The organism is Parachryseolinea silvisoli, from assembly GCF_021190955.1.
Taxonomy (GTDB): Bacteria; Bacteroidota; Bacteroidia; order Cytophagales; family Cyclobacteriaceae; genus Ohtaekwangia; species Ohtaekwangia silvisoli.
Genome location: NZ_JAIOAO010000006.1, coordinates 282,317 through 305,749 on the forward strand (window position 1 = coordinate 282,317; position 23,433 = coordinate 305,749).

Annotated in this window: 19 protein-coding genes; 6 read left to right on the top strand and 13 right to left on the bottom strand. The window is 53.0% G+C overall.

Translation table 11 applies throughout. The features are described from left to right. The 7 genes from K7P01_RS28725 to murI all read right to left on the bottom strand — a co-directional run bounded on the left by K7P01_RS28725 (position 1) and on the right by murI (position 7,643). Positions 1-1,971 carry an NADH-quinone oxidoreductase subunit 5 family protein gene (locus K7P01_RS28725; protein ID WP_267298036.1) on the bottom strand — a complete coding sequence of 657 codons (1,971 nt, stop codon included), beginning with the start codon at positions 1,969-1,971 and terminating at the stop codon, positions 1-3. A 5-nt stretch (positions 1,972-1,976) separates the two neighbouring features. After that, positions 1,977-2,291, bottom strand: a complete 315-nt coding sequence (gene nuoK, locus K7P01_RS28730; protein WP_317987638.1) for an NADH-quinone oxidoreductase subunit NuoK — start codon at positions 2,289-2,291, stop codon at positions 1,977-1,979. Further along, complete coding sequence (locus K7P01_RS28735; RefSeq protein ID WP_267298037.1) at positions 2,288-2,788, bottom strand: NADH-quinone oxidoreductase subunit J family protein; 501 nt, start codon at positions 2,786-2,788, stop codon at positions 2,288-2,290. Before K7P01_RS28735 ends, nuoK begins: the two co-directional genes overlap by 4 nt. 17 nt (positions 2,789-2,805) lie before the next feature. Next, entirely contained in the window at positions 2,806-3,501 is a 696-nt protein-coding gene (locus K7P01_RS28740; RefSeq protein WP_267298038.1) for a 4Fe-4S binding protein, read from the bottom strand. Between the two features lie 111 nt (positions 3,502-3,612). Then, complete coding sequence (locus K7P01_RS28745) at positions 3,613-5,652, bottom strand: ATP-binding protein (protein ID WP_267298039.1); 2,040 nt, start codon at positions 5,650-5,652, stop codon at positions 3,613-3,615. Then, complete coding sequence (gene nuoH / locus K7P01_RS28750; RefSeq protein WP_267298130.1) at positions 5,649-6,731, bottom strand: NADH-quinone oxidoreductase subunit NuoH; 1,083 nt, start codon at positions 6,729-6,731, stop codon at positions 5,649-5,651. Before nuoH ends, K7P01_RS28745 begins: the two co-directional genes overlap by 4 nt. A gap of 96 nt (positions 6,732-6,827) precedes the next feature. After that, entirely contained in the window at positions 6,828-7,643 is an 816-nt protein-coding gene (gene murI, locus K7P01_RS28755; protein ID WP_267298040.1) for a glutamate racemase, read from the bottom strand. Positions 7,644-7,696: 53 nt separating this feature from the next. Here murI and K7P01_RS28760 point away from each other — a divergent pair, with 53 nt between their 5' ends. Next, a complete protein-coding gene (locus tag K7P01_RS28760; RefSeq protein WP_267298041.1) occupies positions 7,697-9,871 on the top strand; it encodes a tetratricopeptide repeat-containing sensor histidine kinase in 2,175 nt (724 codons plus the stop codon). 75 nt (positions 9,872-9,946) lie between these two features. Here the strand turns inward: K7P01_RS28760 and floA are convergent, their stop codons facing one another. The 3 genes from floA to proS are packed head-to-tail and all read right to left on the bottom strand — an operon-like array spanning position 9,947 to position 12,931. Further along, entirely contained in the window at positions 9,947-10,942 is a 996-nt protein-coding gene (gene floA, locus K7P01_RS28765; protein WP_267298042.1) for a flotillin-like protein FloA, read from the bottom strand. A 15-nt stretch (positions 10,943-10,957) separates the two neighbouring features. Continuing rightward, the gene (locus K7P01_RS28770) at positions 10,958-11,428 is read right to left on the bottom strand and encodes an NfeD family protein (protein ID WP_267298043.1); all 471 of its coding nucleotides are present in this window, start codon (positions 11,426-11,428) and stop codon (positions 10,958-10,960) included. Between the two features lie 24 nt (positions 11,429-11,452). Then, a complete protein-coding gene (proS, locus tag K7P01_RS28775; RefSeq protein WP_267298044.1) occupies positions 11,453-12,931 on the bottom strand; it encodes a proline--tRNA ligase in 1,479 nt (492 codons plus the stop codon). Between the two features lie 160 nt (positions 12,932-13,091). On the opposite strand from proS, the gene K7P01_RS28780 reads away from it, so the two are divergent. Next, a complete protein-coding gene (locus K7P01_RS28780) occupies positions 13,092-14,330 on the top strand; it encodes a hypothetical protein (RefSeq protein ID WP_267298045.1) in 1,239 nt (412 codons plus the stop codon). Positions 14,331-14,355: 25 nt separating this feature from the next. After that, on the top strand, positions 14,356-15,969 hold the full coding sequence (locus K7P01_RS28785; RefSeq protein ID WP_267298046.1) for an OmpP1/FadL family transporter: 1,614 nt from the start codon (positions 14,356-14,358) through the stop codon (positions 15,967-15,969). Here the strand turns inward: K7P01_RS28785 and K7P01_RS28790 are convergent. The 3 genes from K7P01_RS28790 to K7P01_RS28800 all read right to left on the bottom strand — a co-directional run bounded on the left by K7P01_RS28790 (position 15,959) and on the right by K7P01_RS28800 (position 18,276). After that, entirely contained in the window at positions 15,959-16,477 is a 519-nt protein-coding gene (locus K7P01_RS28790) for a shikimate kinase (RefSeq protein WP_267298047.1), read from the bottom strand. The two genes, K7P01_RS28785 and K7P01_RS28790, sit on opposite strands and share 11 nt — an antisense overlap. Next, a complete protein-coding gene (locus K7P01_RS28795) occupies positions 16,474-17,589 on the bottom strand; it encodes a BT_3928 family protein (protein WP_267298048.1) in 1,116 nt (371 codons plus the stop codon). The genes K7P01_RS28790 and K7P01_RS28795 overlap by 4 nt, the downstream gene beginning before the upstream one ends. A gap of 141 nt (positions 17,590-17,730) precedes the next feature. Beyond that, positions 17,731-18,276 (bottom strand): DUF1599 domain-containing protein, encoded by a 546-nt coding sequence (locus K7P01_RS28800; protein WP_267298049.1) that lies wholly within the window; start codon positions 18,274-18,276, stop codon positions 17,731-17,733. Positions 18,277-18,334: 58 nt separating this feature from the next. Between K7P01_RS28800 and folP the strand changes: the two genes are divergently transcribed. From folP to K7P01_RS28815, 3 genes are read left to right on the top strand one after another with little or no spacing between them, the layout of a single operon-like run. Beyond that, complete coding sequence (gene folP, locus K7P01_RS28805) at positions 18,335-19,222, top strand: dihydropteroate synthase (RefSeq protein WP_267298050.1); 888 nt, start codon at positions 18,335-18,337, stop codon at positions 19,220-19,222. A gap of 38 nt (positions 19,223-19,260) precedes the next feature. Next, complete coding sequence (gene cdaA, locus K7P01_RS28810; protein WP_267298051.1) at positions 19,261-20,127, top strand: diadenylate cyclase CdaA; 867 nt, start codon at positions 19,261-19,263, stop codon at positions 20,125-20,127. A 39-nt stretch (positions 20,128-20,166) separates the two neighbouring features. Further along, a complete protein-coding gene (locus K7P01_RS28815) occupies positions 20,167-23,397 on the top strand; it encodes a caspase family protein (protein WP_267298052.1) in 3,231 nt (1,076 codons plus the stop codon). Positions 23,398-23,433: the final 36 nt, after the last annotated feature.

The following is a 23,433-nucleotide window of genomic DNA, read 5'->3' on the forward strand; positions in this document are numbered from 1 at the left end:
CTATAATAGTGTCCAAATTAGAAAAATAATGATTGCCAGAACGGACCAGAAGATATAAAGCTGGATTTTGCCTCCCTGGAATGAGCGTGTAAAACTGCCGATTGTACGAACCAGCCAGGCCATACCATTTACGCTGCCGTCGATGATGACGCGGTCGAACCAGCCGGTAAGATATGCCAGCGTTACGTGTCCGTAGGCCGTAAAATGCAGGAAGCCGTCAATCCAGCGGCGGTCTATTTTTTCCGTGAAGAACGCCAGGGCCAGGACCGGTCTGGTCGCCAGCCATAGATAAACTTTGTCGACGTAAAAAGCCTGCTGCAGCACGGCAGCCTGCGCTGTATAGCGACGGTTGTACAGAAAGTATCCTACCGCGCAGGCGATGAGCGCCCACGCCGCAGAGACAAAGACCAGGATGCTGGAGTGAAAGTTCTCGTCTGCCTTCCAGGGGGCGTATAGCCACCCGTAGTAGTTGAGGGGATTCCAGGATACGAGGAACCAGCATGAGCCCAGCGCAAGCAGTGCAATGGGCGCCCGCATATACCACGACGGCTCGTGCACGGTCAGGCCAGCGGTCTTTTGTTCACTGCCGAAGAAGATGCTTGCCATGAGGCGGAAGGTATATAATGCGGTAAGGAACGATACAAGGAATGCGCCGCCGAATACGATATGGCGCCAGGAGAATACATCCCCCTTCCAGTATAGCAGTGAGGTAAGTATAGCGTCTTTTGACAGAAAGCCCGAGAAAAACGGCAGCCCCGCGAGGGCCGCTCCACTGATGATAAAAGCGACGAACGTGAAAGGCAACTTGTGTCGCAGGCCACCGAGGTTGCGAATATCCTGTACGTCGAAGTGCTCGTGCGTGCCATGCTGCGCTTCGTGCAGGGCGTGAATGACGGCGCCGGCACAGAGGAACAAGCAAGCTTTAAAGAATCCATGCGTAAAGAGATGCAGAAAGGCAGCCTGTGGCGCTCCTGCTCCGACTGCCATCACCATAAAGCCTAGCTGCGAAACGGTAGAATACGCCAGAATCTTTTTCAGATCAGTTTGCGCCAGTGCAGCAAGCGCAGCTGCCAGGGCTGTGGTGACGCCGACTACAGCGATCACGTCAAGCGATACGGGCGTAAAGAGTTCGTGCATTTGCACCAGCAGAAAAACACCCGCAGCCACCATCGTGGCGGCGTGAATCAACGCCGATGCGGGCGTAGGGCCTTCCATGGCATCGGGCAGCCAGGTGAACAACGGGAACTGGGCAGACTTGCCAATCACGCCACAGAAGATACACAATGCTCCTGCCGTTTTCCAGTGGGAGAAGAGATCGTCGTAGCTGTATCCAACCTGCCCGTAGTCGAGCGATCCCACGGCAGCCCAGTAGATCATGAGACCAATTATAAAACCGGCATCGCCGATGCGGTTCATGACAAATGCCTTTTTTGCAGCTGCGGCTGCGGCAGGCCGGTCGCGCCAGTGACCGATGAGCATATAGGAAGAAAACCCGACCAGTTCCCAGAAGACAAACATGACAAGCAGGTTATGTGTCAGCACAATGCCCAACATGGAAAATGTAAAGAACCCCAGCGCGGCGTAGTAGCGCTTCAGGGCTGCATCGCCTGCCATATACGCCACCGAGTACACATGCACCAGGAACGAGACCAGCATGACCAGCACAAGCATGCGCACGGATCGTTCGTTCAGAAAAATGCTGATGTCAAATGCCTTCCCGCCGAGTTGAAACCATGTAAAAGATATAAGGCCATAACGCTCGCCCCCGATGGAACCGAACAGCGCACCGGCTGCCAACAGGCCCAGGAGCAGGAGCACCGACGCCGTGGCCATGACCCACCCCGGCTTCCGCGCCGGCAACACCAGACATATTATTGCCGAGAGTAACGGCATTCCCACCACCAGCAACAGGCTGATTCGATAAATTCCGGTGAAATCGACGGGGGGTGTCTGGGTTAATAAAAATAACATCGGTGTCAGGGTTTATCGGCGAGTTCAGCCACCGCATCCGGCACGGATGTCTGGTAAAAATGATAGGTACGCAAGATAATGGCCAGCCCCACAGCGGTTTCGCATACTGCTACGATAATCACAAACAACGCAAACATCTGGCCGTCGCGGTGGTTGGGGTATAATTGGTTAAACGCAACAAGATTGAGATTCGCAGCATTCAGCATGAGCTCGATGCCAATCAGCATCATGATAGCGTGACGTTTGATCACCACGAGCAGCAGCCCTACCGAAAAGAGAATGGCGCTTAGTATCAGGAAGTGTTGTAACGGGAACATCATGAAGCTCGATTATTTTTTGTACGGGCAGCAATCACCGCTGCGCCCACCAATGCCATCAACAATAACATACCGGCAAGCTCAAAGGGCAACACGAAGTCGCGCATCATGACAAAGCCCGTTTCTTGTACCGCGTTTTGCGTTGCCATGGTTGTCGCCGCCGTGGCGGGTGTAAAGTCATGCCCTGCCAATCCATACAGCAGCACGGCCAACAACGACGCCGCTGCCAGGATTCCACCGAACAGATTGCCATGTTGTACTACCAGCGGCTTTTCGCCAATCTTCGCGGTCAGCATGACACCAAAGAGAATCACCACAACGATACCACCGGCATATACCAGGATCTGTGTGACGGCGACAAACTCGGCGAAGGCCAGTATATAAATTGCGGCCAGTGACAACAGGCAGACGATAAGCAATAGGGCGCCGTAAAAGACCTGACGGATAAAGATCAGCGAGGCAGCCGACAGGGCTGCGGCTCCTTCAAAGAAGTAGAACATGATTGTCGCCGGTTCCATCAGCTTGCAGACGGAGGCCCCGCCGGTTTAATCTTCGGTTTGAAAACAGGCTTCGCGCCGGCAGCAGGCGGTGTCGCCACGGCCGATGTATCCGGCATTGCAGGGGTAATAGGGGGTGTCTTGGGTTGTGTTACCTTATTTTGCTGGTATACTTCGTAGACTTGCTTTTTCTCGGTAATCTCTGCATCGGTCATTTCGCCAAAGACAAAGTTGTGGTCGCGTATATCCAACACGCTAAAGTCGTAGACTTTGGTCATGGTCAGGCATTCTGTCGGGCACACGGTGGTGCAGAGTCCGCAGAAGCAGCACTTGCCCATGTCGATGTCGAACTTGGCGGCGTAAATGCGTTTGGGGGTACCATCGGAGGTCTTGCCGATCTCTTCGATGGCTTTGATCGGCTCGATGGTGATGCAATCGACGGGGCACACCTTGGCACACTTGTCGCAGACAATGCAGTCGTCGATCTCGTTGTGCAGGCGATAGCGACCATTGTCCGGCACGGGCTGCATGGCGTGTGGGTACGCAATGGTGTTGATGCCCTCGGTGTCGTTGAAGTAGTTTTTGTCGCTGATGATTACCGGCCGGCGGCTATGGCGCGCTTTCAGCAAATGGTTGAACGTAATCTTGAGTCCGGTCCACAGAGAACGTACCGTACTGCCAATCGCACCGAAATATGTAAGCGGGGTTCCTTCCATTTCTGTGGAACAAAAATAGAAGGTTAAAAGATGTTAAAAAGGAATTTAAAAGATGAATTTAGGGGTACTACCCGTTACCGGGTAGCCCCTTTGCTATCGGAATAGCGTTCGTTAGTCCGCCTTGGGCACCGTAAAGAAAAACGTACTGCCCTGCCCTTCTTCGCTTTCAACCCAGATGCGTCCTCCGTTCTTCTCGATAAATTCCTTACACAGGATCAGGCCCAGGCCGGTGCCCTTTTCGTTGGCGGTGCCGCGGGTGGTATACGGGGCGGTCTTGTCAAAGAGCATATTGAGTACTTCCGGCTTCATGCCTACGCCGTTGTCTTTCACGGAGAACAACCATTCCGATGGCTGCGACTTGGCGTCGATAATCACTTTGCCCCCATCGTTGGTGAACTTAATGGCGTTCATCATCAGGTTCCGGATCACCAGGTTGATGGTGTTGGAGTCTGCATAGCCAATGGCGTCTGTCGGCACGTGGTTGATCATATCGATCTGTTTGTTCTGCACGGAGATGAGCAGCTGAATGTTTTCGTCTACAATCTTGCGCAGGTTGATGCGGGCTGCCTGCAGGCTCAGTTTATCCATTTGCAGCAATGTCCAGTCGAGCAGGTTGTTTAGCAGCGTGCGGGTGTGGTTAAACCGTACTTTGAGCTCCTGCGTATGTTTGTGCATTTCCGCCGGCTCGATGGCTCCCTTGTCGATGAGGTCGAGCAGACCTGCCAACGCATTGATGGGCGACCGCAAGTCGTGCGAGATGATGGAGAAGAATTTGTCTTTTACCTGGTTGAGGCGCTCCAACTCTTCGCTGCGTTTTTCCATATCATCCTGGTGTTGCAGCAGCAAGGTGTTGATCTTGCGGCGGCGTTGTCCGCTGCGGTATACTGTCACGAGCAGGATGGCGCTCAGGGCCATGACCACGACCAGGATGTTGCGTACAAACTCCTGTTTCTTCAGCTCACCGTGCTGCAGGACTTGCAGCTGGCTGAGGGCAGCAATCTGCGTATCGCGCGATTCCGTTTCGAAACGGATCTGGTCGCGCAGTAGCTTGCCTTGTGTCTCCTGGCTGAAGAGGGTATCTTCTAATTGCTTGTATTGTTTGTAGTAATACAATGCTTTTTTAAAGTCGCCTTCCTGTTCCCACAGTACCGAGAGCTGGTTGAAGGCTTTTATCTCCAGTACGCGGGCATTGAGGGTGCGTGCTACGGAGAGGCTGGCTTCGAATTTCTCCAGGGCTTTCTCGAAGTTTCCTTCTTTCGTCAGTACAATCCCCCGACCCAGGTTGGCTTCTGCCATGCCGTAGCGGTTGGTGGTCTTCTGGTGCAAGGCATAGGCCGAGTCGTAAAATGCCAGCGCATTTTTGTAGTCGTTCTGCTGCAGGTAGGCGGTCGCCATGGTGGAAAGCACCTTGGGCTCGATAATGTCTACGTGCAGTTTACGCACCAATGCCAGCGCCTCGCGCAAGGTGGCCAGCGCGGAGTCGTATTCATGCTTGCGCAGCAACACGTCACCAATTTCGTAAAGGCCATAGGGTATACCTTCCTGGTCATTCTGCGTCTCGCTTAGTTTTTTCGAAAGCTGCAGGTGGTCGAGGGCCTGCTCGAATTGACCCAGCTCTTTGAATACACGGCCTACATTGTGCAGGGCGATGAGCATGCGCAAGGTGTCGCGGGTGGCGCTGGCCATGCGGTGTGATTGCGTGAAGTAGAAGTATGCATCGTCGTACTCACCGAGGTCGTAGTAGTCGTTGCCGATGGCGTTATATTCTTTTGCAATGCCGACGCTGTCTTTCACGATCATGTCAAGCTCGAGGGCCAGGTTGTCGTAGCGCAGGGCGGAACTATAGTCGCCGCTGATAGTATACAGCAGGGCGGCGTTGCGATAGGCTTTGATCTTGTGCAGGGGCAAGTCGGTATTGGCCGCCAGGGCAATGGCTTCTTCGCTATACTCCACGCTGCGGGCGAAGTCTACGAACTGGTACAGGTCCGACAACCGCGTGAGAGCGTCGAGGCGCACGCTGTCCGGCAGGTTAGACGATTTGACAACGTTTTCGAGGCTGTCAACGCCCGCGGGCGTCTGTGCTTGCGACAGGCCGCACGTGGCCAGCACCATAGTCGTTAAAATAACGCGTAAAGACAGCATCCTGCTCATATACATAGTACTTTCCAAAATCCGCATAGAATGACCAATGCTAGTGCTATTGGTGTTAAATATTTCCACGATAAATTCATTAATTGATCGACCCTGAGCCGAGGATAGGTCCAGCGGACCCACATTTGAATCGCTACGAACAGCAACGCTTTGCCCAGCAACCAAAAAATTCCCCAGAGGGTCGAAGCTACAGTGCCCGGTGTACCGCTTGTCCATTCCGCTAACCGCATCGATGCGATATTAGGCAGGGGCGTACTCCAGCTTCCAAAAAATAACACCGACCCTAATATACTCACTAAAAGCATCATTCCATATTCACCCAGCATGATTACGGCCCAGCGGAAGCCGGAGTATTCGGTTTGAAAGCCTGCTACCAGCTCGGATTCCGCTTCGGGCAGGTCGAACGGTGCGCGGTTGCTTTCGGCCAGGGAGGCTATAAAAAAGATCACCCACGCCAAAAAGAGCAAGGGCATACGGACGACGTTCCATGCCAGGAAGCCGCCGATCGCCGTCACATCTATACCCCAGGCACGAATGCCAAAAAGATATTGGTGCTCGGCGTTGAGTGCGCTTTGTTGATACGAGATGGCTTGCAGGTCGAGCGTTTCGCACACCATGCAGACACTTAATACGGACAGGCCGAGCGGTACTTCGTACGAGATGATCTGGGCGGCTGAGCGCATGGTACCCAACACACTGTATTTATTATTGGAGCTCCAGCCCGCTACCAGGATTCCCAGTACATCCAGCGACGTGATGGCCAGCAGGAAAAAGACGGCCGAAGAAATGGGCGCGCCCGTCCACGCGGGGGATAGCGGCAGTACGGAAAAACCGACAAATACTGCTGTAAAAATGACAATGGGCGCCACCCGGAACAGGAATTTGTCGGCGCCCGCGGGTATAATGTCTTCTTTCTGAATGAGCTTCACCAAATCGGCAACGCTTTGCAGCAGGCCGTAGGGACCGGCTTCCATAGGACCCAACCTATCCTGAATAAACGCCGAGATCTTCCGTTCTGCGTATATGGCCATGATGGTATACAGCAGGAGGAAGGGTAATATGAACAGGAGTGTGCTCAGAAAATTGGGTTAAAATGGCGTCAAAGATGCTGAATTTATTACGGTGGTTTTCTATCATTTCTGAAAAAACAGTACACCAGCCGCGGGCCCAATGCCCTATTCCCACAACGCATGACGGTCGAGGTGGACCGTTTCATGGAAAAACAGCCGGGCCGATGCCTCAAATGATTCGGTGTAGTCCGATACGAGGAAATGATAATACGGATCGGCGCCCGTGTCGTTGAGAAGTCCCTCCTGCAGCAGGTGGCGCTGCAGGGCCTGGGCCACGACCTCGGACGAGTCCAGAATGGGAAGCTGTCCTTTATAGTAATCGCTGATCTCTCTTTTTATAAGGGGGTAGTGTGTGCAGCCCAGGATGAGCGCGGCAATGTTTTGCAGGGACGGATCGGCCAGATATTGGGCGATGATTTCATGGCTGATCTGGTTGTTAAAGAATCCCTCCTCGATCATGGGCACTAACAACGGTGCGGCCAGGGAGTGTACCGTTGTGCCTTTGTTCGCCTCTTCAATCTTACGATGATAGACACCCGACTGTACTGTGCGTTTGGTGCCGATCAATCCGACCTGTGCCCCGGGGAATTTATCCAACACCAACGAGACCATGGGGTCTATGACGTTGATGATGTGAATGTCCTTGCGTACGTATTCTTTCAGGAGCGCATAGGCGGCGGAAGAGGCAGAGTTACAGGCAATCACGATCACCTTGCAGCCTTTTTTTACGAGCACGTCGGCAATGCGAATGGAGTACGCTTGAATGGCAGCTTCCGATTTTTCGCCGTACGGCAAGTGCGCGGTGTCGCCAAAATAGATCATGCTTTCGTTCGGCAATAATTTCTTAATGGCGTGGGCTACGGTCAATCCGCCGATGCCGCTGTCGAATACGCCGATGGGCTGCTGCTTTTCTACCTTCATTGGCTGCTGTAAATCGCTGCGAATTTTACTATTTTTAGTGTCATCTTAACTGCATGAGCCAGAAAAATCCGTGCTTTTTTTTCCTCCTGGTAGCCATCCTGCTCTTGTTACCAGGTAGCACCCGCGCACAGGATACTACCGATCTTGACAGCCTTTACAATCGCGCACAGATGAGCTCGCCCCGCGAGATGGTGGCGGTCTTTGATGCTTTACAAGAGCGCTACCTGGCACTGGATCAGGAGCAGGCCATTCACTTTGCGCGACAGGGTTTGAAACAAACCGAGAAGGGCTCCCCTCTCAGCCGTGTGCTGGCCAACCGAAACATGGCCTTTGTTTATGGGAAATTTGGCTTTAAGGAAGAAGCCCTGCGCCACTTTCAACGGGCACTGGCCACGGCCAAAGAGAATCAAGGGGAGGAAATGGGTCTGGGACTGGCCTATTTTCACCTGGGACAGTTTTTGTCCCAGCAAGGCTTACTATCGGAAGGTCTTCAACACATTCTTGACGCTTCCAAGATCTTTGAATCGTTACAACTCTACAATTATGTGACCTTGTGCCACTACGAGAGCTGCATGATCAGCTATTCGGCGCGCAACTACCAGCAATGCATTGACGAAGGATACCGCTTGCTTCAATATCACGACCGCGTGGGTGAAACCGAAAGTAGCCGCGCGGACTACTTTCAGAAGATGAGCACGTGTAACACCATTGCGCTGGCGCACCGACAGATGAGACAGTATGCTGCCGCGTTGCGCTATTACGACCAGGCAGAGGCCCTGGCGCGGAAGATCAACGATGAGTTTTGGATCGGCCTCATCAATGGTAACAAAGCGGTGGTGCTGCGCGATATGGGTCGCACGGAGGAAGCGAAGGCGGGCGTGCTGGCCGACTACAGGGTGAGCCAGAAGTTCAGCATGTGGAGCAGCGCCGGCATGGCTGCCCTGACGATGAGTGACATTTATCTGACACAGGGCAACTACCCCCTGGCAAACGCTTATCTCGACTCCGCCCATCTTATGTTTAGCCGCCAGCATGACGTCGTTGAGTCCCGAAAGAATATGGCGTCGTACTGGCTGGCATGGTCGCGCCTCAAGTCTGTGGAGGGCGCTTATGGCCCGGCCTATGATGGACTCTTAAAACATGTAAAGCTCCGCGACTCACTTTCCCATGAGCAGGAGGCCTTGAACCTGGCGAAGGTGAATGTTGCGTTCGACCTCGACCGCAAGCAAACCGAAATTGCACTGCTTACGAAAAATAACGAAATCCAGGAAGAGCGCATCCGCAGTCAGAATATTCTTTTTATCGTGACCCTCATGGGCCTGATCCTTCTGGTGGTGTTGGTGATCCTGCTCGTTAATAACTTCCGCCGGCAGCGAAACATCTCCCGGCTTATACGCCAGCAGCGCGACGAGATCGAGATCAAAAACTCCGAGCTGGAAGCGCAAAGTGCCATGTTACAAGAAAACAACCAATATATCCAGACGCTGAACACACAACTGGAAATGAAGGTAGTCGAACGCACGCGCCAGCTGGCGCTCTCCAACCAGGAGCTGGACACGTTTCTATACCGGTCGTCGCACGATATACGCCGCCCCATCACTACGCTATTGGGTCTGGACCAGGTCGCCCGCCACATTGTGAACGACCCGCAGGCAAATATGCTCTTTGACAAAGTGGTAGAGACGGCGCGGAACATGGACAGCATGCTGTTTAAAATGCAAATGATGTATGAGCTCAACAAACCCGATCTGCCGCTGGAGCCCATCCATCTCAACCCCCTGGTGGAAGAAGCGGTGCAATATTTCCAAAACGACTTCCGTCGGTTTGGCATCACCAATCACCTCTCGGTACACGCGGACATCACCATCTTGTCTAACGTAGGCCTGCTGCGCATCATCTTCCGCAACCTGATTGAAAACGCCGTGCTCTTCCGGAAGACACAACCCGGCGTCACTCCTTTTATCGATGTAAACATTATGCAAATAGGCGATCATGTCGAGATTCACGTCGCCGATAACGGCATGGGTGTGGAAGAAAAATACCAGGCGCGTTTATTCGATCTGTACTTTCGGGCCTCGCAGGCTTCTAAAGGCAACGGCCTGGGGCTTTATCTTGTGAATAAGGCTATTCACAAATTGAAGGGGACGATTACGTTGATTAGTGATTATGGGATAGGCACTACATTTACCATCCACTTGCCGCTGGCACAGCCTAATTCGGCCAATTAACGTAATGCCGGAAAAAAAAACGAGTGCTGCCCATCAAGACAACACTCGTTATATAATTAGTACGCTGCCTCGCTGTTATTGTTTCGGCGTAGACGACTGTCCTTGTCCTTTAGCGCCCGATCCGGAGATTGCCTGCCGCATGTCGGTGTCCGCTTGTACATTCTGCATTTTATAGTAGTCCATTACACCCAGGTTACCATTCATAAACGCAGCGGCAATGGCTCTCGGAATTTCGGCCTCCGCCTCGATTACTTTCGCACGGGCGTCCGTTGCCTTGGCTTTCATTTCCTGATCCAACGCTACGGCCATAGCACGACGCTCTTCGGCTTTCGCTTCGGCCACTTTCAAGTCGGCAGTAGCCTGATCGATTTGCAGCTTGGCACCAATGTTGGCACCTACATCTACGTCGGCAATATCAATCGACAATATTTCAAAGGCAGTACCGGCATCCAGACCGCGCGAGAGCACAAGCTTGGAAATTTTATCCGGACTTTCCAGTACTTCTTTATGTGATTTGGCTGAACCGATAGACGATACAATACCTTCGCCCACGCGGGCCAGGATAGTGTCTTCACCGGCACCCCCTACCAGCTGGGCGATGCTGGCACGTACAGTCACGCGGGCTACGGCGATCAGCTGAATGCCATCGGCCGCTACGGCCGCTACCTTGGGCGTTGTAATCACCTTGGGGTTAACGGAGATCTGTACGGCCTGGAACACGTCACGACCCGCGAGGTCGATGGCAGTAGCCTGTTTGAAGCTCAGGCTGATATTGGCTTTATCGGCCGAGATCAGGGCGCGAATAACATTTGGCACATTGCCACCGGCCAAATAGTGTGTCTCCAATTCGTTCGAGGAGATCTGCAAGCCGGCTTTAGTAGCCGTAATCAACGAATCTACGACAATGCGTGGTGGCACCTTCCGGATGCGCATAAACACCAGTTCGAGCAGACCCACCTTCACGTTGGAGAAGATGGCGGTGATCCACAGGTTGATGGGTACAAAGTATAAAAAGAGCAGGAACAGAATAATCCCACCCAACACAAGAACAAGATAGTAAACAGGATCCATGATGATTTGCTATGGTTAGTTAAAAGGTTCTACGACAATGTCGTTAAGACGAATTTGTATGATGCGGACATGCTGGCCAGTTTCCACGTACTGCCCCAGCGTTTTCACTTCGAATGTTTTGTTGTGAAACTCGGCTTTGCCAATGGGGCGGAGCGTCGACAGGGTAACACCTTCGTCGCCTATGCTCAGGCCACCGGTAATACCTTCGTTCACTTTCCCATCGCTGGAGGATTTATTGGAGAACCGCGACCACGCCCCCGACCGGAAGCTGTAGAAGAGTGAGCCCAACGTAGCCAACAAGGTACCCATTAATATGTAGAAACCGGTATCGCTACCAAAATGCTGGTAGCCAATCACCACGCCGGCACCGGCAAAGATGAGCCCCAGCAAACCCACTACCGTGGTGCCGGGAATGAATACCAATTCAATCACGATCAGCGCCAGGCCGATGAGAAGCAAAGAAAAGATGATTATCCACATGATCATGGCTGAACGAGTTTAGTTGTGAGGTTAGTACGCCCGGGCAAACAGTACCCGCCGGGTCGAAGGCTTGCCGGAGTAGATACATGCGCCTGCTTCTTCCTTCGCATCCAGCGGAATGCAACGGATGGTGGCTTTTGTTTCCTCTTTAATGGCTGCTTCTGTTTCGGGTGTTCCGTCCCAGTGCGCAGCAAGGAAGCCGCCTTTTTCGTTCAGCACCTGCTTGAACTCTTCATACGAGTTAACCTCTGTGGTAACCTCGCTGCGGAATGTCCTGGCGCGGGCATAGATCGTTGTCTGAATGTCGTCCAGCAGGGCAGGGATTTTTTCTACCACTTCGTCCAGTCTCATGACCTGCTTCTCTTTGGTGTCGCGGCGCGCCACTTCTACGGTGCCGGCCTCCATGTCGCGGGGCCCAATGGCCAGGCGCACGGGTACGCCTTTCAGCTCCCACTCGGCAAACTTAAAGCCCGGCTTGTGGGTATCACGGTTATCGAATTTCACCGCAAATCCTTGCTTGCGCAGGGCAGCAGCGATTTCCTGTGCTTTTTCAGAGATCTTGGCCAATTCCTCGTCGGTGCGGAAGATCGGCACGATTACCACGTGGATGGGGGCCAGCTTCGGCGGCAGCACGAGGCCGTCGTCGTCTGAGTGCGCCATGATCAGGGCACCCATCAGGCGTGTGCTCACGCCCCAGGAAGTGCCCCACACGTAGCCGAGCTTGCCTTCCTTGTTTGTGAACTGTACATCAAACGCCTTGGCAAAGTTTTGTCCGAGGAAGTGCGACGTCCCTGCCTGCAGTGCTTTGCCATCTTGCATCATAGCTTCGATACAATAGGTGTCGACCGCGCCCGGGAAACGCTCGCCTTCGGACTTTCTTCCTTTTACAACCGGCAATGCCATGAAGTTTTCAGCAAAGTCGGCATAGACGTCGAGCATTTGCACGGTTTCCTTTACGGCTTCGTCGGCTGTGGAGTGCGCCGTGTGGCCTTCTTGCCATAAGAATTCTGCCGTCCGTAAAAAAAGGCGCGTACGCATTTCCCAGCGCACCACGTTGGCCCATTGGTTTACGAGGATGGGCAGGTCGCGGTACGACTGAATCCATTTTTTGTAGGTGCTCCAGATGATGGCCTCGCTGGTAGGCCGTACCACCAGCTCTTCGTCGAGCTTGGCTTCAGGGTCGACAATCAGCTTGCCTTTATTTTGTGGGTCGGTTTTCAAGCGGTAGTGCGTTACAATGGCACACTCCTTCGCAAAACCTTCGGCGTTCTTCTCCTCTGCTTCAAACAGGCTTTTCGGCACAAAAAGCGGGAAATAGGCGTTGCTGTGGCCTGTATCCTTAAACATTTTGTCCAGTGCCTGCTGCATTTTTTCCCAGATGGAGTACCCATAGGGCTTGATGACCATACACCCCCGCACGTCTGAATGTTCGGCAAGATCTGCCTTCTTCACTAATTCGTTGTACCACAAAGAATAATCTTCTTTGCGGGTGGGTAATTCTTTGGCCATACTGGTATAATTATTGTTATATGTAATCGATGTCGAAAAGGCAAATGTAAATTAAGCGGGTCAAATACTGGCTAAATTTTGTAGCTTTATCGACACTTTTACGGCATTACACTCGTTAGGTTGTGTAGAGCCACTACCAAGATATAAAACACACCACGCTATGAAAACCAAGGCATTGTTGCTGTTACTGGCAGCTTTCATCATAAACATCGGCGCCTTCGCCCAGGAGGACGATGACATGTATTTCAACGCCACGGATCGCGTTAAGCTTCAATCTAAAGAGCGACAGGACCAAATTGCCTATGAAGCCAGCGTGAAGAAGGCGAAAAAAATGCGTGAAGAGCCGGCTGTGGAGGAAGAAGGGGAAAGTGTCGAAAGTGTAGAGGCGCTCAACCCTACCGACAGCTACTCGGCCCGCAACGTCAATCCGGAATATGAAGCTCGTTCCACCGCAAAGCTCTCGCAGTCGGACGACCAGGATTATTTCGTGAACAACTATCAGTATTCCACTTCCAGCAACATGAACAACTGGAACAACAACTTTAATTCGTGGTACGGCAGTTCATGGTATACACCCAACTACTACAACTCAAATATCAATTCGTGGAATAGCCCGTATTATGGATATGCCGATCCCTACTACAGCCCCTGGTACAACCCATATTGGAACAACAACGGCTGGTCAGCTTCTTTCAGCTACTATTGGGGTAACTCCTATAATAACTATGGTAACTATGGCTACGGGTGGGGTGGTAATTACAACTACTGGAACCGTCCGTATTGCGGTTACGCTTCTTCCTGGGGATTTGGTTATGGCTACAATTCCGGTTATCCGGGCTGGTATGGCTACCCCGGCAGTGTAATCATTATTAACAATGGTGAAGGCACTTACGGCCCTCGTTACGCCAAACGTGGCAGCCGTGGCAATGATGTTGTCAACACTACGCGCCCCAGTCCAAGTACCCGCACACAGGTGTCGGATGCTTTTGGCAGCAACAACCGCTCGCAACGGCAGGCTACCGCCGGACGCACGTCTAACCTGAATAACAACGCTGTTACACCGGCGAACACCACCAACGGCAGATCGCGTCAACAAGGCAGCGAGTACTACAACCGCACATGGAGGCGCGTAACCCAGGAGCCTTCAAACGCCAGCAATAGCAATTCGAATTCAAACTCGGGTAACAGCTCTAACGGCCGTACATCCAACAGCAATTCGAACTGGAACAATGGCAACAGTAACAGCGACCGCTCCTATACACCGTCGAGAAGCAGCAACAACGACCGCTCAAACTCTTCGTTCGGTAACAGCAACAGCGGCGGTGGTGGACGCAGCAGCGGTGGCTACTCGGGTGGTAACTCCGGCGGGGGCCGCTCGCGCGGTGGCAGAGGCAACTAATTCTTAATTTCTCGTACAGTACACTATGAAGGTGATGAAGGTAGTGAGGGTGAGCCTCACGGTGGTTATTCTATTGTTCATGATTTCCCCAACACTTCCCGTGCTGGCGCAAAGCTTCACCAGTAACGCACTGCTCTTTAGCCGTACGAAGCCGGCCGGTAGCGCGCGCATCCAGGCACTGGGTGGTACACAGACATCTCTGGGGGGTGACTTCAGCTCTGCAGCGTCAAACCCAGCCGGGTTGGGATTTTATAATAAATCAGAGTTTACCCTGGGGCTGGGCGTAGCGGGTGAAGATATCAGTACTCGCTACTATGGGTCTACTTCCAGCAATCAGAATACAAAATTTAACATTCCTTCGCTCAGCCTGGTACTGCACTACGGCAACGATCGCGAGACGGGGTTTCTCGGCGGCAACTTTGCTATTACCTTCACCCGCATTAATGATCTGAATAACTCGTATCGCTACAGCGGCACGAACAGCGAGTCATCGATCATCGACTTTTTTGTGGATGATGCTTTCTTCCAGGCCCCCGACGATCCCTCCTACCTTGAGGCGGGCAACGACGGATACTACACGTTATCAGGCCTTGCGTATAATAACTTCCTGGTCGACGCCGTCTATGACGACAATGGTAATTTTCTCAACCGGTATGGTTCGGTCCTTGACACGGACATTCCTATACCGAACCAACCAGACGAAGTACGTACGATCGATCAGGTAGAGTCCTTCCGCCGCAGCGGACGCCAATATCAATGGTCCTTTGCGTATGGCGCCAATTTCTCTGATAAGTTTTATCTCGGTGCCAGCCTCGGTCTGACTACACTGCGCTACTCCCTGGAGCTGAATTTCCGGGAATCGAACTTCCGGTATAGCCGCGGCGAGGATGCCGTCGATTATAATCCACTTAATTACCATTCCACGAGCGAGAACATCGACATTGAGGGAAGTGGCGCGAACTTTACCATTGGCGCTATTTACAAGCCAGTAAGCTTTGTACAGTTAGGTGTTTCGCTGGCAACGCCCACCTGGTACAGCCTGACCGACAACTATACGGCCAGACAGGAAGCCGATTGGAATGACTTTGACTACTATGATACCCCGACGAATACCAGTGACGACCTGAGGAACATTGTTTCGCAATTCGATTCACCTACACTGTCTGAATACACGCTTCGTACACCTATGAAGGTAAGCGCCGGTGCGACATTCATTGCCAAGTTTGGCTTTATCAGCGCCGATGTAGAGTTTGTGAACTATGGCAGCTCCAAGTACAAAGACAATACTGGTAATTCCGACTGGTACGACTCCGACAACAAGAGCATCAAGTCTAGTTATACTTCGGTGGTGAATTACCGCGTGGGAGCAGAATATCGCTATAACATCTTTCGTGCCCGGCTCGGCTATAACCTGATGGCCGATCCCTATCGCGTCAGCAATGGCGCCGATCGCAAGATCCAATCTATCTCCGGAGGCGTTGGCGTGCGGGTGAAAAAGTTCTATACCGATCTGGCTGTTGTTTCCAGCAAAACGGAGAATATACGCGTGCCGTATTCCGTGGACGGAATCCCAGAACCGCGTGCCATACAAGACGTAAAAAATATGAACTACCTCCTCACGCTGGGCTTTACTTTCTAAGCCTGGTGTCGATGGCTTGCTGCAATGCCGGCAAGGTGGGTTCTTTCAAAGCGATCTGCGCCTGTGCATAGCAGGTCTGCCGGCGATCGTATAGTGCTGTCAACTTTACTTTCTTTTCCGCCAGATCTTCGGCTTGTAGCAGCGGCCGGCCTTTGTCGGTAGCCGTTCTGCTGAGTAGCTCTTCTACCGGCACATCCAGGAACACGCTTATACCGGCTACGTTGATGACGGCCATGCCGTCGTGGAAGCAGGGAGCCCCGCCACCGGTAGCCATCACGAAGTTCATGTCGGTCGAGGCCCAGTGCTTTAACACTTCTGATTCCAACAGGCGAAAGTATGCTTCGCCGTCTTCGGCAAAAATGGCTTGCACCGTCTTCCCGGCGCGACGTTCAATTTCTTTGTCCTGGTCTACAAATGGCAATAACAACGCCTCTGCCAGGGGTCGCCCCAGTGTGCTTTTGCCGGAGCCTGGCATGCCGACCAGGAATATCTTGAGGTAGTCGCTCACTCGCCCAGGGTGTTCAATACCGTTGCAGCGTCCGGCGTGTCGTTGTGATGCCACATGCCTTTTACCGTGCCTTCTTTCCACAGTGTAATGCCGGGGTTGGAGCGAATGATGGTCTTTAGCACGGTGGCATCGACAAAGTAATACGCTACCGGCAGTTGGTGTTCATGACGGAAGGCTTCAAATTCGCCGGCGCTGGAAGCTGTCAGCGCCATCACCTCCACCTTGCTACCCTCCAGTGTTTTTACGAGCGTGCGAACTTTGTCGATGTTTTTGGCCGAGGCCTTCGAGACGTCGTAGAAGATTAGCAAGAGCTTGTTGCCTTCGAAAGTATTTTGCGTAATATCTTCACCCTGATCGGTAAAGACTGAGTAGTCTGTGATCTTCGCTTTGGTTTTATCTTCATTTGTCTGGCGTACACTGATATACTGATACACGGTAGTATCGCCGAGGTATTTTTCTGAAGCGACCTCTTCGCCACTGTCTTTCTTTTTAAATACATACTCGAAGCGTGGTTGCTCTTCGGGCTGCATTTGCTGCGGTATATTGTTACCGATCTTATACGCGCGGAAGTCGATAAAGGGCAGGTGCAACAACGCGTAAATACCCAGTGCGAAACTGATGATCGTTGAAGATGCTATAATGATATGGCCCACCCGGTCGGGCAGCGCAGGTGTATAACGCTTGCGATACCAGAACAGGTGCAGAATAAACACGACCAGTATAACGTCTTTCGTAAACGACTCCCAGGGTGTAAGCTTAATCGCGTCGCCAAAGCAGCCACAATCAGTCACCTTATCGAAATATGCGGAGTAGAATGTGAGGAATGTAAAGAAGATGATCAATCCCAGCAGCACCTTGGTGGTGAGGTTCATGCGGTAGAACAGCAGCACGGCAATGCCGAGCACGACTTCCAGTACGATCAGGATCAGACCAATTTCCAACGCCCAATCTTTAAACACCAGAAAGAAAGAGCCAAAGTCGTTGGCAAAGACTTCAAAGTATTCTTCCATTTTTATCTCGGTGCCGATCGGGTCGTTCAACTTGATCAGTCCGGAGAAGATGAATAAGGCTCCTACAAAGAAGCGTGAGAATTGGTCGATTATCTTGATCATCGTTCTTGATATTGTACTCGGTTCACATCGCGGCTGTGCACGGGGCGGCTACAGTCACCAAACTTCCCACTTCCGCCTCTCAAAAGCCATAGCACAGCTTACTTTAACTATTAAATAACAACTTTTCCGCATAGGCGGTCTTTACCTGGCTTCGCCACTCATGATCATGGCAAATACCGCGTAGTTAATCATATCCTGGTAGTTGGCTTTTACACCTTCGCTCACCAGTGTCTTGCCCTGATTGTCTTCGATTTGTTTTACCCGCAGCAACTTCATGAGAATGATGTCGGTGATGGAGGAGACGCGCATGGCGCGCCAGGCCTCGCCATAGTCGTGGTTCTTTTGCTGAAGCAGCGTGAAGGTCTCATTGGCGGCGTTGTCGTACAGCGGCGCCAGTTCTTCAAACGGCAGGTCGAGGCTGGAGTGCTCGTCGAGCTGCAGTTGGATCAGCGCGATGATGCTGTAGTTGATGATGCCGATGAACTCATCGCGGATGGGGTCGTCCACCAGCTGCATGCCCTTATCCTGTATGCTGCGAATACGCTGGGCCTTGATAAAAATCTGGTCGGTGATGGAAGGCAGTCGCAGAATGCGCCAGGCGGTTCCATAATCGCGTGTTTTTTTCTCAAACAGCGCGCGGCACTGGGCGATTACCGCCTTATACTCCTGAGATGTTTTTTCAACCAAGGGAATAAACTTTAGCCCGCAAACTTCTTAATTTGAATGAGAATTCCAGCGCCTGCCCATGAAATCCGTGTTCGAAAATGATTTTTTTTCCACAAACCGTACCCTGCATTGCGGCGGACGGCTTATCGACCTGCAGACGCCCCGCGTCATGGGCATCCTGAACGTTACGCCGGACAGCTTCTTCGAAGGCAGCCGCTACTCGTCGCTGGACCAGGTACAGGCACAGGCGGGCGTTATGCTGGAAGCAGGCGCAACTTTCCTGGACATCGGCGGCTACTCCACACGGCCGGGAGCAGCTGACATTACCGTAGCCGAAGAGGTAGAACGTGTCGTGCCCGCTATACGGGCCATTCTTACGGCCTTTCCGGGTGCTTTGATTTCTGTCGATACCTTTCGCAGCGAGGTTGCAGCCGAAGCCGTAGCAGCCGGCGCCCACCTCATAAACGACGTATCGGGCGGCACGCTGGACCCGGCCATGTTCGACACCGTAGCCCGTCTGCAAATACCCTATGTACTGATGCACATGCGCGGCACGCCCCAAACCATGGCGACGCAAACGAACTATACCGACCTGTTGAAGGAAGTTCTGGACTTTCTACACCCGGCGCTACACGCTCTGCGGCAACGTGGGGTGAAAGATGTCATCATCGATCCGGGCTTTGGTTTTGCTAAAACACCCGCGCAGAATTTCGAGCTGCTGCAACACTTCGAGCACTTTCGCGTGTTGGGCTGTCCCATGCTGGCGGGGCTGTCGCGCAAGTCAATGATCTGGCGCACGCTGGAGCAGCGACCGGAAGATGCGCTGAACGGCACTACTGTGTTGAATACCATTGCCCTGGTGAAAGGCGCCGGCATACTGCGGGTACACGATGTACGCGAGGCCGTGGAGGCCGTCAAGCTGGTCATGCTTACCACACGTTCTTCCGCACAGAAGTCCGTTGTTTAAATTGGGCTTCTATGCCTGATCGGTTACATTTGTAAGACATGATCTTCCTGTTCAAAATCGGATTCCTGGAAGTTAGCTGGGTCGATGTCATCGATATTGGCCTGGTCAGTGTCTTATTGTACCAGGTGTATAAGCTCATTCGCGGCAGTATTGCCGTGAATATCTTCCTGGGTATTCTCGCCCTGTACCTGGTATACCTCATCGTGCGTGCCGCCCAGATGGAACTGCTGACGATGATCCTGGGACAGTTTATGGGCGTAGGTGTGTTGGCCATGATCATTCTCTTCCAACCTGAGATCCGGAAGTTCCTGCTCGTTATCGGCCGCGGTACGGAGTTTCGCGAAAATATCTTCAAGACCATTTCCAATTGGCGCCACGAATACCATGATGACTTTGATATAAGCCAGGTGATCGAAGCGGTTAAGACCCTCAAGGCTTCAAAGACCGGAGCGCTCATGGTTTTCTCGCGCGACACCGAGCTGAAGTTCTACGCACAGACCGGCGATGCCCTGGATGCCGAAGTAAACAAGCGCCTGCTCCTGTCGATATTCAATAAAAATTCTCCCCTGCACGACGGCGCTGTGATTATATATAAAGGCCGCATCCGGGCGGCACGCTGCGTATTGCCTGTCAGTGAAAACGACCACCTTCCCCCTAACTTTGGGCTGCGCCACCGTGCGGCCGTGGGTATGTCCGAAAGCACGGACACGCTCGTGCTGGCGATATCGGAAGAAACGGGTCGCCTGGTGCTGGCCCGGAACGGTAAATATCTGCGCGCCCTGAAACTGAAACAGATCGAGCAAAAGATCCTGGACTACCTGCACAACAACGAATCTGGCAACTGGGAGGAGGTACACGAGCACGAAGCCGAGGCGCCCGCCGAAACGCCACCCGTTAAAGCGTAAAACTTACTACTTTTGCCTGGCATCTAATTTGCCGCCGGCATGAGACTGACCTTCCTCTTTGTGCTGCTCACCAGCAGCTCTTTCGCACAATCCATTGAAACCATTATTCAAAAGGGCCACGAGCTGGCGGTCATGACCGTCGCCGTCAGCCCTGACAGCAATTACATTGCTACCGGCAGCAAAGACAAGGCTGCCAAGCTATGGGAGATCAGCACCGGCCGCGAAGTGCGCAGCTTCCTGGGCCACGAAGCCACTGTCACCAGCCTGGCCTTTACGCCTAACGGCCAGTACCTCCTCAGCGGTAGCTACGACAAAACCATCCGCTTGTGGGAAGTGAAGACCGGACGGGAAATAGCCGTTATTACCACCATTGACTTCGTCGGCGACGTCGCCATCGATCCACAGATGCGTTTTTTTGTACACACGGGCACTAACGATACGGGCTACGATTCTGCCGTAATCTACGACTTTAAAACCCGCCGCGTGCTGGTGCGCCTGCCCGTCGATCCCGACAAGGGCCTGGGCACGGGCACTGACATCGCCATCAGCCCCGATGGCCGCTGGATGGCTCTCGGCCAGGATGACCGCCGCACCAGCCTATACGACGTACAGCAGTGGAAACTTGTCAAAGACTTTACCGCCGAAGACGAAGGCAGCTGCGGTGGCTGTGGCACCCGTGCGGAGTTCAGTCCCGACAGCAAGTTCCTGTATACCCTGCCCCACAACGGCATCGCTAAGAAATTTAACCTCGCCACCCTGGCCCTGGTGCGCACCTACGACAAGAACGAAGAGGACGTAACCGGCTCGGCGCTTAGCCCGGACGGTAAGAAATTGGCGTTGGCGACAGAAGAAGATGTTACCGTATGGGACGAAGCTTCGGGCAAAGTACTTGCCAAACTGGTAGCCGAAGAAAAAGGTCAATTCCACCGGGTGACGTTCACCAACAGTGGCAACGAGTTGCTCGTCACCTCCGACAACAACACAGCGTTTGCCTGGAACCCGACATCACAAAAGAAGACCAGCGTCTTTACCGGTTTCCTCAGCCAACGCGACAAAGGCGGCCTGGACTACGACCCTAACTTTTACTGGCAGTCGTCCATTGCTAAATATGTACGCCTCAAAAACAGCCTTCGCATTACGCCCGACGGCAAGACACTGATCAAAGGTAAGTTTGGCACCAAAGTAAAACGCTGGGACATTGCCAGTGGCAAGACCGTGATGGAGTATGTCAGCCACAAGAAAGGAGTGCTGAGCTACGATCTTTCTAAGGACGGCAGCAAACTGCTGACGGGCGGAGGCGACGGCAAGATTGTATTGTGGGACCTGAACACCGGTGACTCGCTCAAGGTAATTCAATCGTACCGTGAGCCGATCTTCGATATACATTTCAACGCCGCCGAGACCGGTGTGATCTCTTGCAGCTGGGACGCTACCATGAAAATCCACGACCTGGCCACCGGCACAATGCAAACCTACTTCGATTTTCAGAGCTACTCGGTATATAACCTGCTTTACCCCGACGACCTCTACGTCATTACGGCCCGCCTGGACAACGCCATTCAGATGTGGGAGATCGACACGAAGAAAGAAGTGCGCAATTTTGTTGGTCATACAGATATTGTAGGCTCGATCCAAATCAGCGCTGACCGCAAAACGCTGCTCAGTGCCAGCTGGGACGGCTCGGTGCGCCTGTGGGATGTAGGCACCGGCCTGATGACCCGCAAGCTGAAAGACCACCGCGGCGCAGTGCACACGGCGATCTTTAGCACCAACGAAAAAGAGATTTATACCGCCGGTGCCGACCGCACCATCCGCGTGTGGGAGCCTGCGACCGGTAAAATTATCCGCACCTTCCAGGGGCACAATGCCGAAGTAACCTCACTGCTGTTGAGCCCTGACGGAAAAATGCTGATCAGCCATAGTCTGGACGGCGTGACCAAGTTCTGGGACCTCGCCACCGGCAAAGAGTTCTTCGAGCACATACACCTGGGCGAGCGCGACTGGATGGTCAAGAACCCCGAGGGATATTTTAATGGCACCGACGACGCACGCAAGAATATACACTTCGTCAGCGGTCTGAAGACTTACGCGGTCGACCAGTTCTTCCACGAGTTTTACCGACCCGATCTGCTTCCCAAAATATTCCAAAACCGCGGCGGTCGTGACGATCGCAAGGGTGGCATCCAGGGTAAGCTCAACAGCGCACCTCCTCCGACGGTAAAGGTGGCAGTATTGCCGCATGCCACCGAGGGCAAGGCAGAACTATACATTCGCATTACTGACAATGGCGCCGGAGTAGAGAACTTACGAGTCATGCACAATGGCAAAAGCATTTCACTGGATCGTGGGGCACTGAAGCTTCCTTCAGGCAAAGGACAGACGTCCACGTATAAAGAAGTCGTTGACCTGGTGAGCGGCCCTAACAGCTTTACCGCCGTCGCCAGCAACCGTGACCATGTAGAGTCTGATCCACACACGGCGGAGATCGTCTCCGACCACGTTTCGAAGAACAGCACCTGTTATGTACTGTCGGTCGGCATCAACCAATACAAAAACAGCAAGCTCAGCCTGAACTATGCTCGTCCCGACGCCGAGTCGTTCAGCAAGGTGATTGTCAACGACAAAAGCACGAAACTCTTTAAGGACATCGAGCTGGTAACCCTGTACGACGGCGAGGCCACGCGCGAACACATCCTGCGTAAACTGGATGAGCTCAGCAGCAAGATCCGGCAGGAGGACGTCTTTATTTTGTACTACGCCGGCCACGGTAGCATGGTGGAGAACAAATTTTACTTTATCCCCACGGAAGGTCTGCGGCTGTACGACCAGGCCGCGCTGCAGAAAGAAGCCATTGAGGCCGGTGTTTTACAAGACAAGCTGAAGCACATCAAGGCGCTGAAGCAGCTTATCATCATGGACGCCTGCCAGTCGGGTGGCTCCGTCGAGTTGCTGGCCACACGGGGTGCGGGCGAAGAGAAGGCCATTGCCCAATTGTCGCGCAGTGCGGGCATTCACGTCATGGCCTCGGCGGGCAGCGAGCAGTTCGCCACCGAGTTTACCGAGTTGGGCCACGGCCTCTTTACATATGTGTTGATCAAGGCCCTGCAGGGCGCAGCAGACGGCGCCCCGCACGACGGCAAGGTTACAATTTATGAACTGAAGTCATACATTGACGACCAGGTGCCCGAGATGACACGCCAGCTGAAGGGCAAACCGCAGTATCCGTATACCTTCAGCCGGGGACAAGATTTCCCTGTGGTAATCGAGTGATAAGAAAATCACGGTAACTGGAACAAAATTGGCAGA

Coding starts and splice junctions, on each gene's coding strand:
- K7P01_RS28725 (WP_267298036.1), bottom strand. CDS start 1,971: ATGTTATTTTTATTAACCCAGACACCCCCCGTCGATTTCACCGGAATT.
- nuoK (WP_317987638.1), bottom strand. CDS start 2,291: ATGATGTTCCCGTTACAACACTTCCTGATACTAAGCGCCATTCTCTTT.
- K7P01_RS28735 (WP_267298037.1), bottom strand. CDS start 2,788: ATGTTCTACTTCTTTGAAGGAGCCGCAGCCCTGTCGGCTGCCTCGCTG.
- K7P01_RS28740 (WP_267298038.1), bottom strand. CDS start 3,501: ATGGAAGGAACCCCGCTTACATATTTCGGTGCGATTGGCAGTACGGTA.
- K7P01_RS28745 (WP_267298039.1), bottom strand. CDS start 5,652: ATGAGCAGGATGCTGTCTTTACGCGTTATTTTAACGACTATGGTGCTG.
- murI (WP_267298040.1), bottom strand. CDS start 7,643: ATGAAGGTAGAAAAGCAGCAGCCCATCGGCGTATTCGACAGCGGCATC.
- K7P01_RS28760 (WP_267298041.1), top strand. CDS start 7,697: ATGAGCCAGAAAAATCCGTGCTTTTTTTTCCTCCTGGTAGCCATCCTG.
- floA (WP_267298042.1), bottom strand. CDS start 10,942: ATGGATCCTGTTTACTATCTTGTTCTTGTGTTGGGTGGGATTATTCTG.
- K7P01_RS28770 (WP_267298043.1), bottom strand. CDS start 11,428: ATGATCATGTGGATAATCATCTTTTCTTTGCTTCTCATCGGCCTGGCG.
- proS (WP_267298044.1), bottom strand. CDS start 12,931: ATGGCCAAAGAATTACCCACCCGCAAAGAAGATTATTCTTTGTGGTAC.
- K7P01_RS28780 (WP_267298045.1), top strand. CDS start 13,092: ATGAAAACCAAGGCATTGTTGCTGTTACTGGCAGCTTTCATCATAAAC.
- K7P01_RS28785 (WP_267298046.1), top strand. CDS start 14,356: ATGAAGGTGATGAAGGTAGTGAGGGTGAGCCTCACGGTGGTTATTCTA.
- K7P01_RS28795 (WP_267298048.1), bottom strand. CDS start 17,589: ATGATCAAGATAATCGACCAATTCTCACGCTTCTTTGTAGGAGCCTTA.
- folP (WP_267298050.1), top strand. CDS start 18,335: ATGAAATCCGTGTTCGAAAATGATTTTTTTTCCACAAACCGTACCCTG.
- cdaA (WP_267298051.1), top strand. CDS start 19,261: ATGATCTTCCTGTTCAAAATCGGATTCCTGGAAGTTAGCTGGGTCGAT.
- K7P01_RS28815 (WP_267298052.1), top strand. CDS start 20,167: ATGAGACTGACCTTCCTCTTTGTGCTGCTCACCAGCAGCTCTTTCGCA.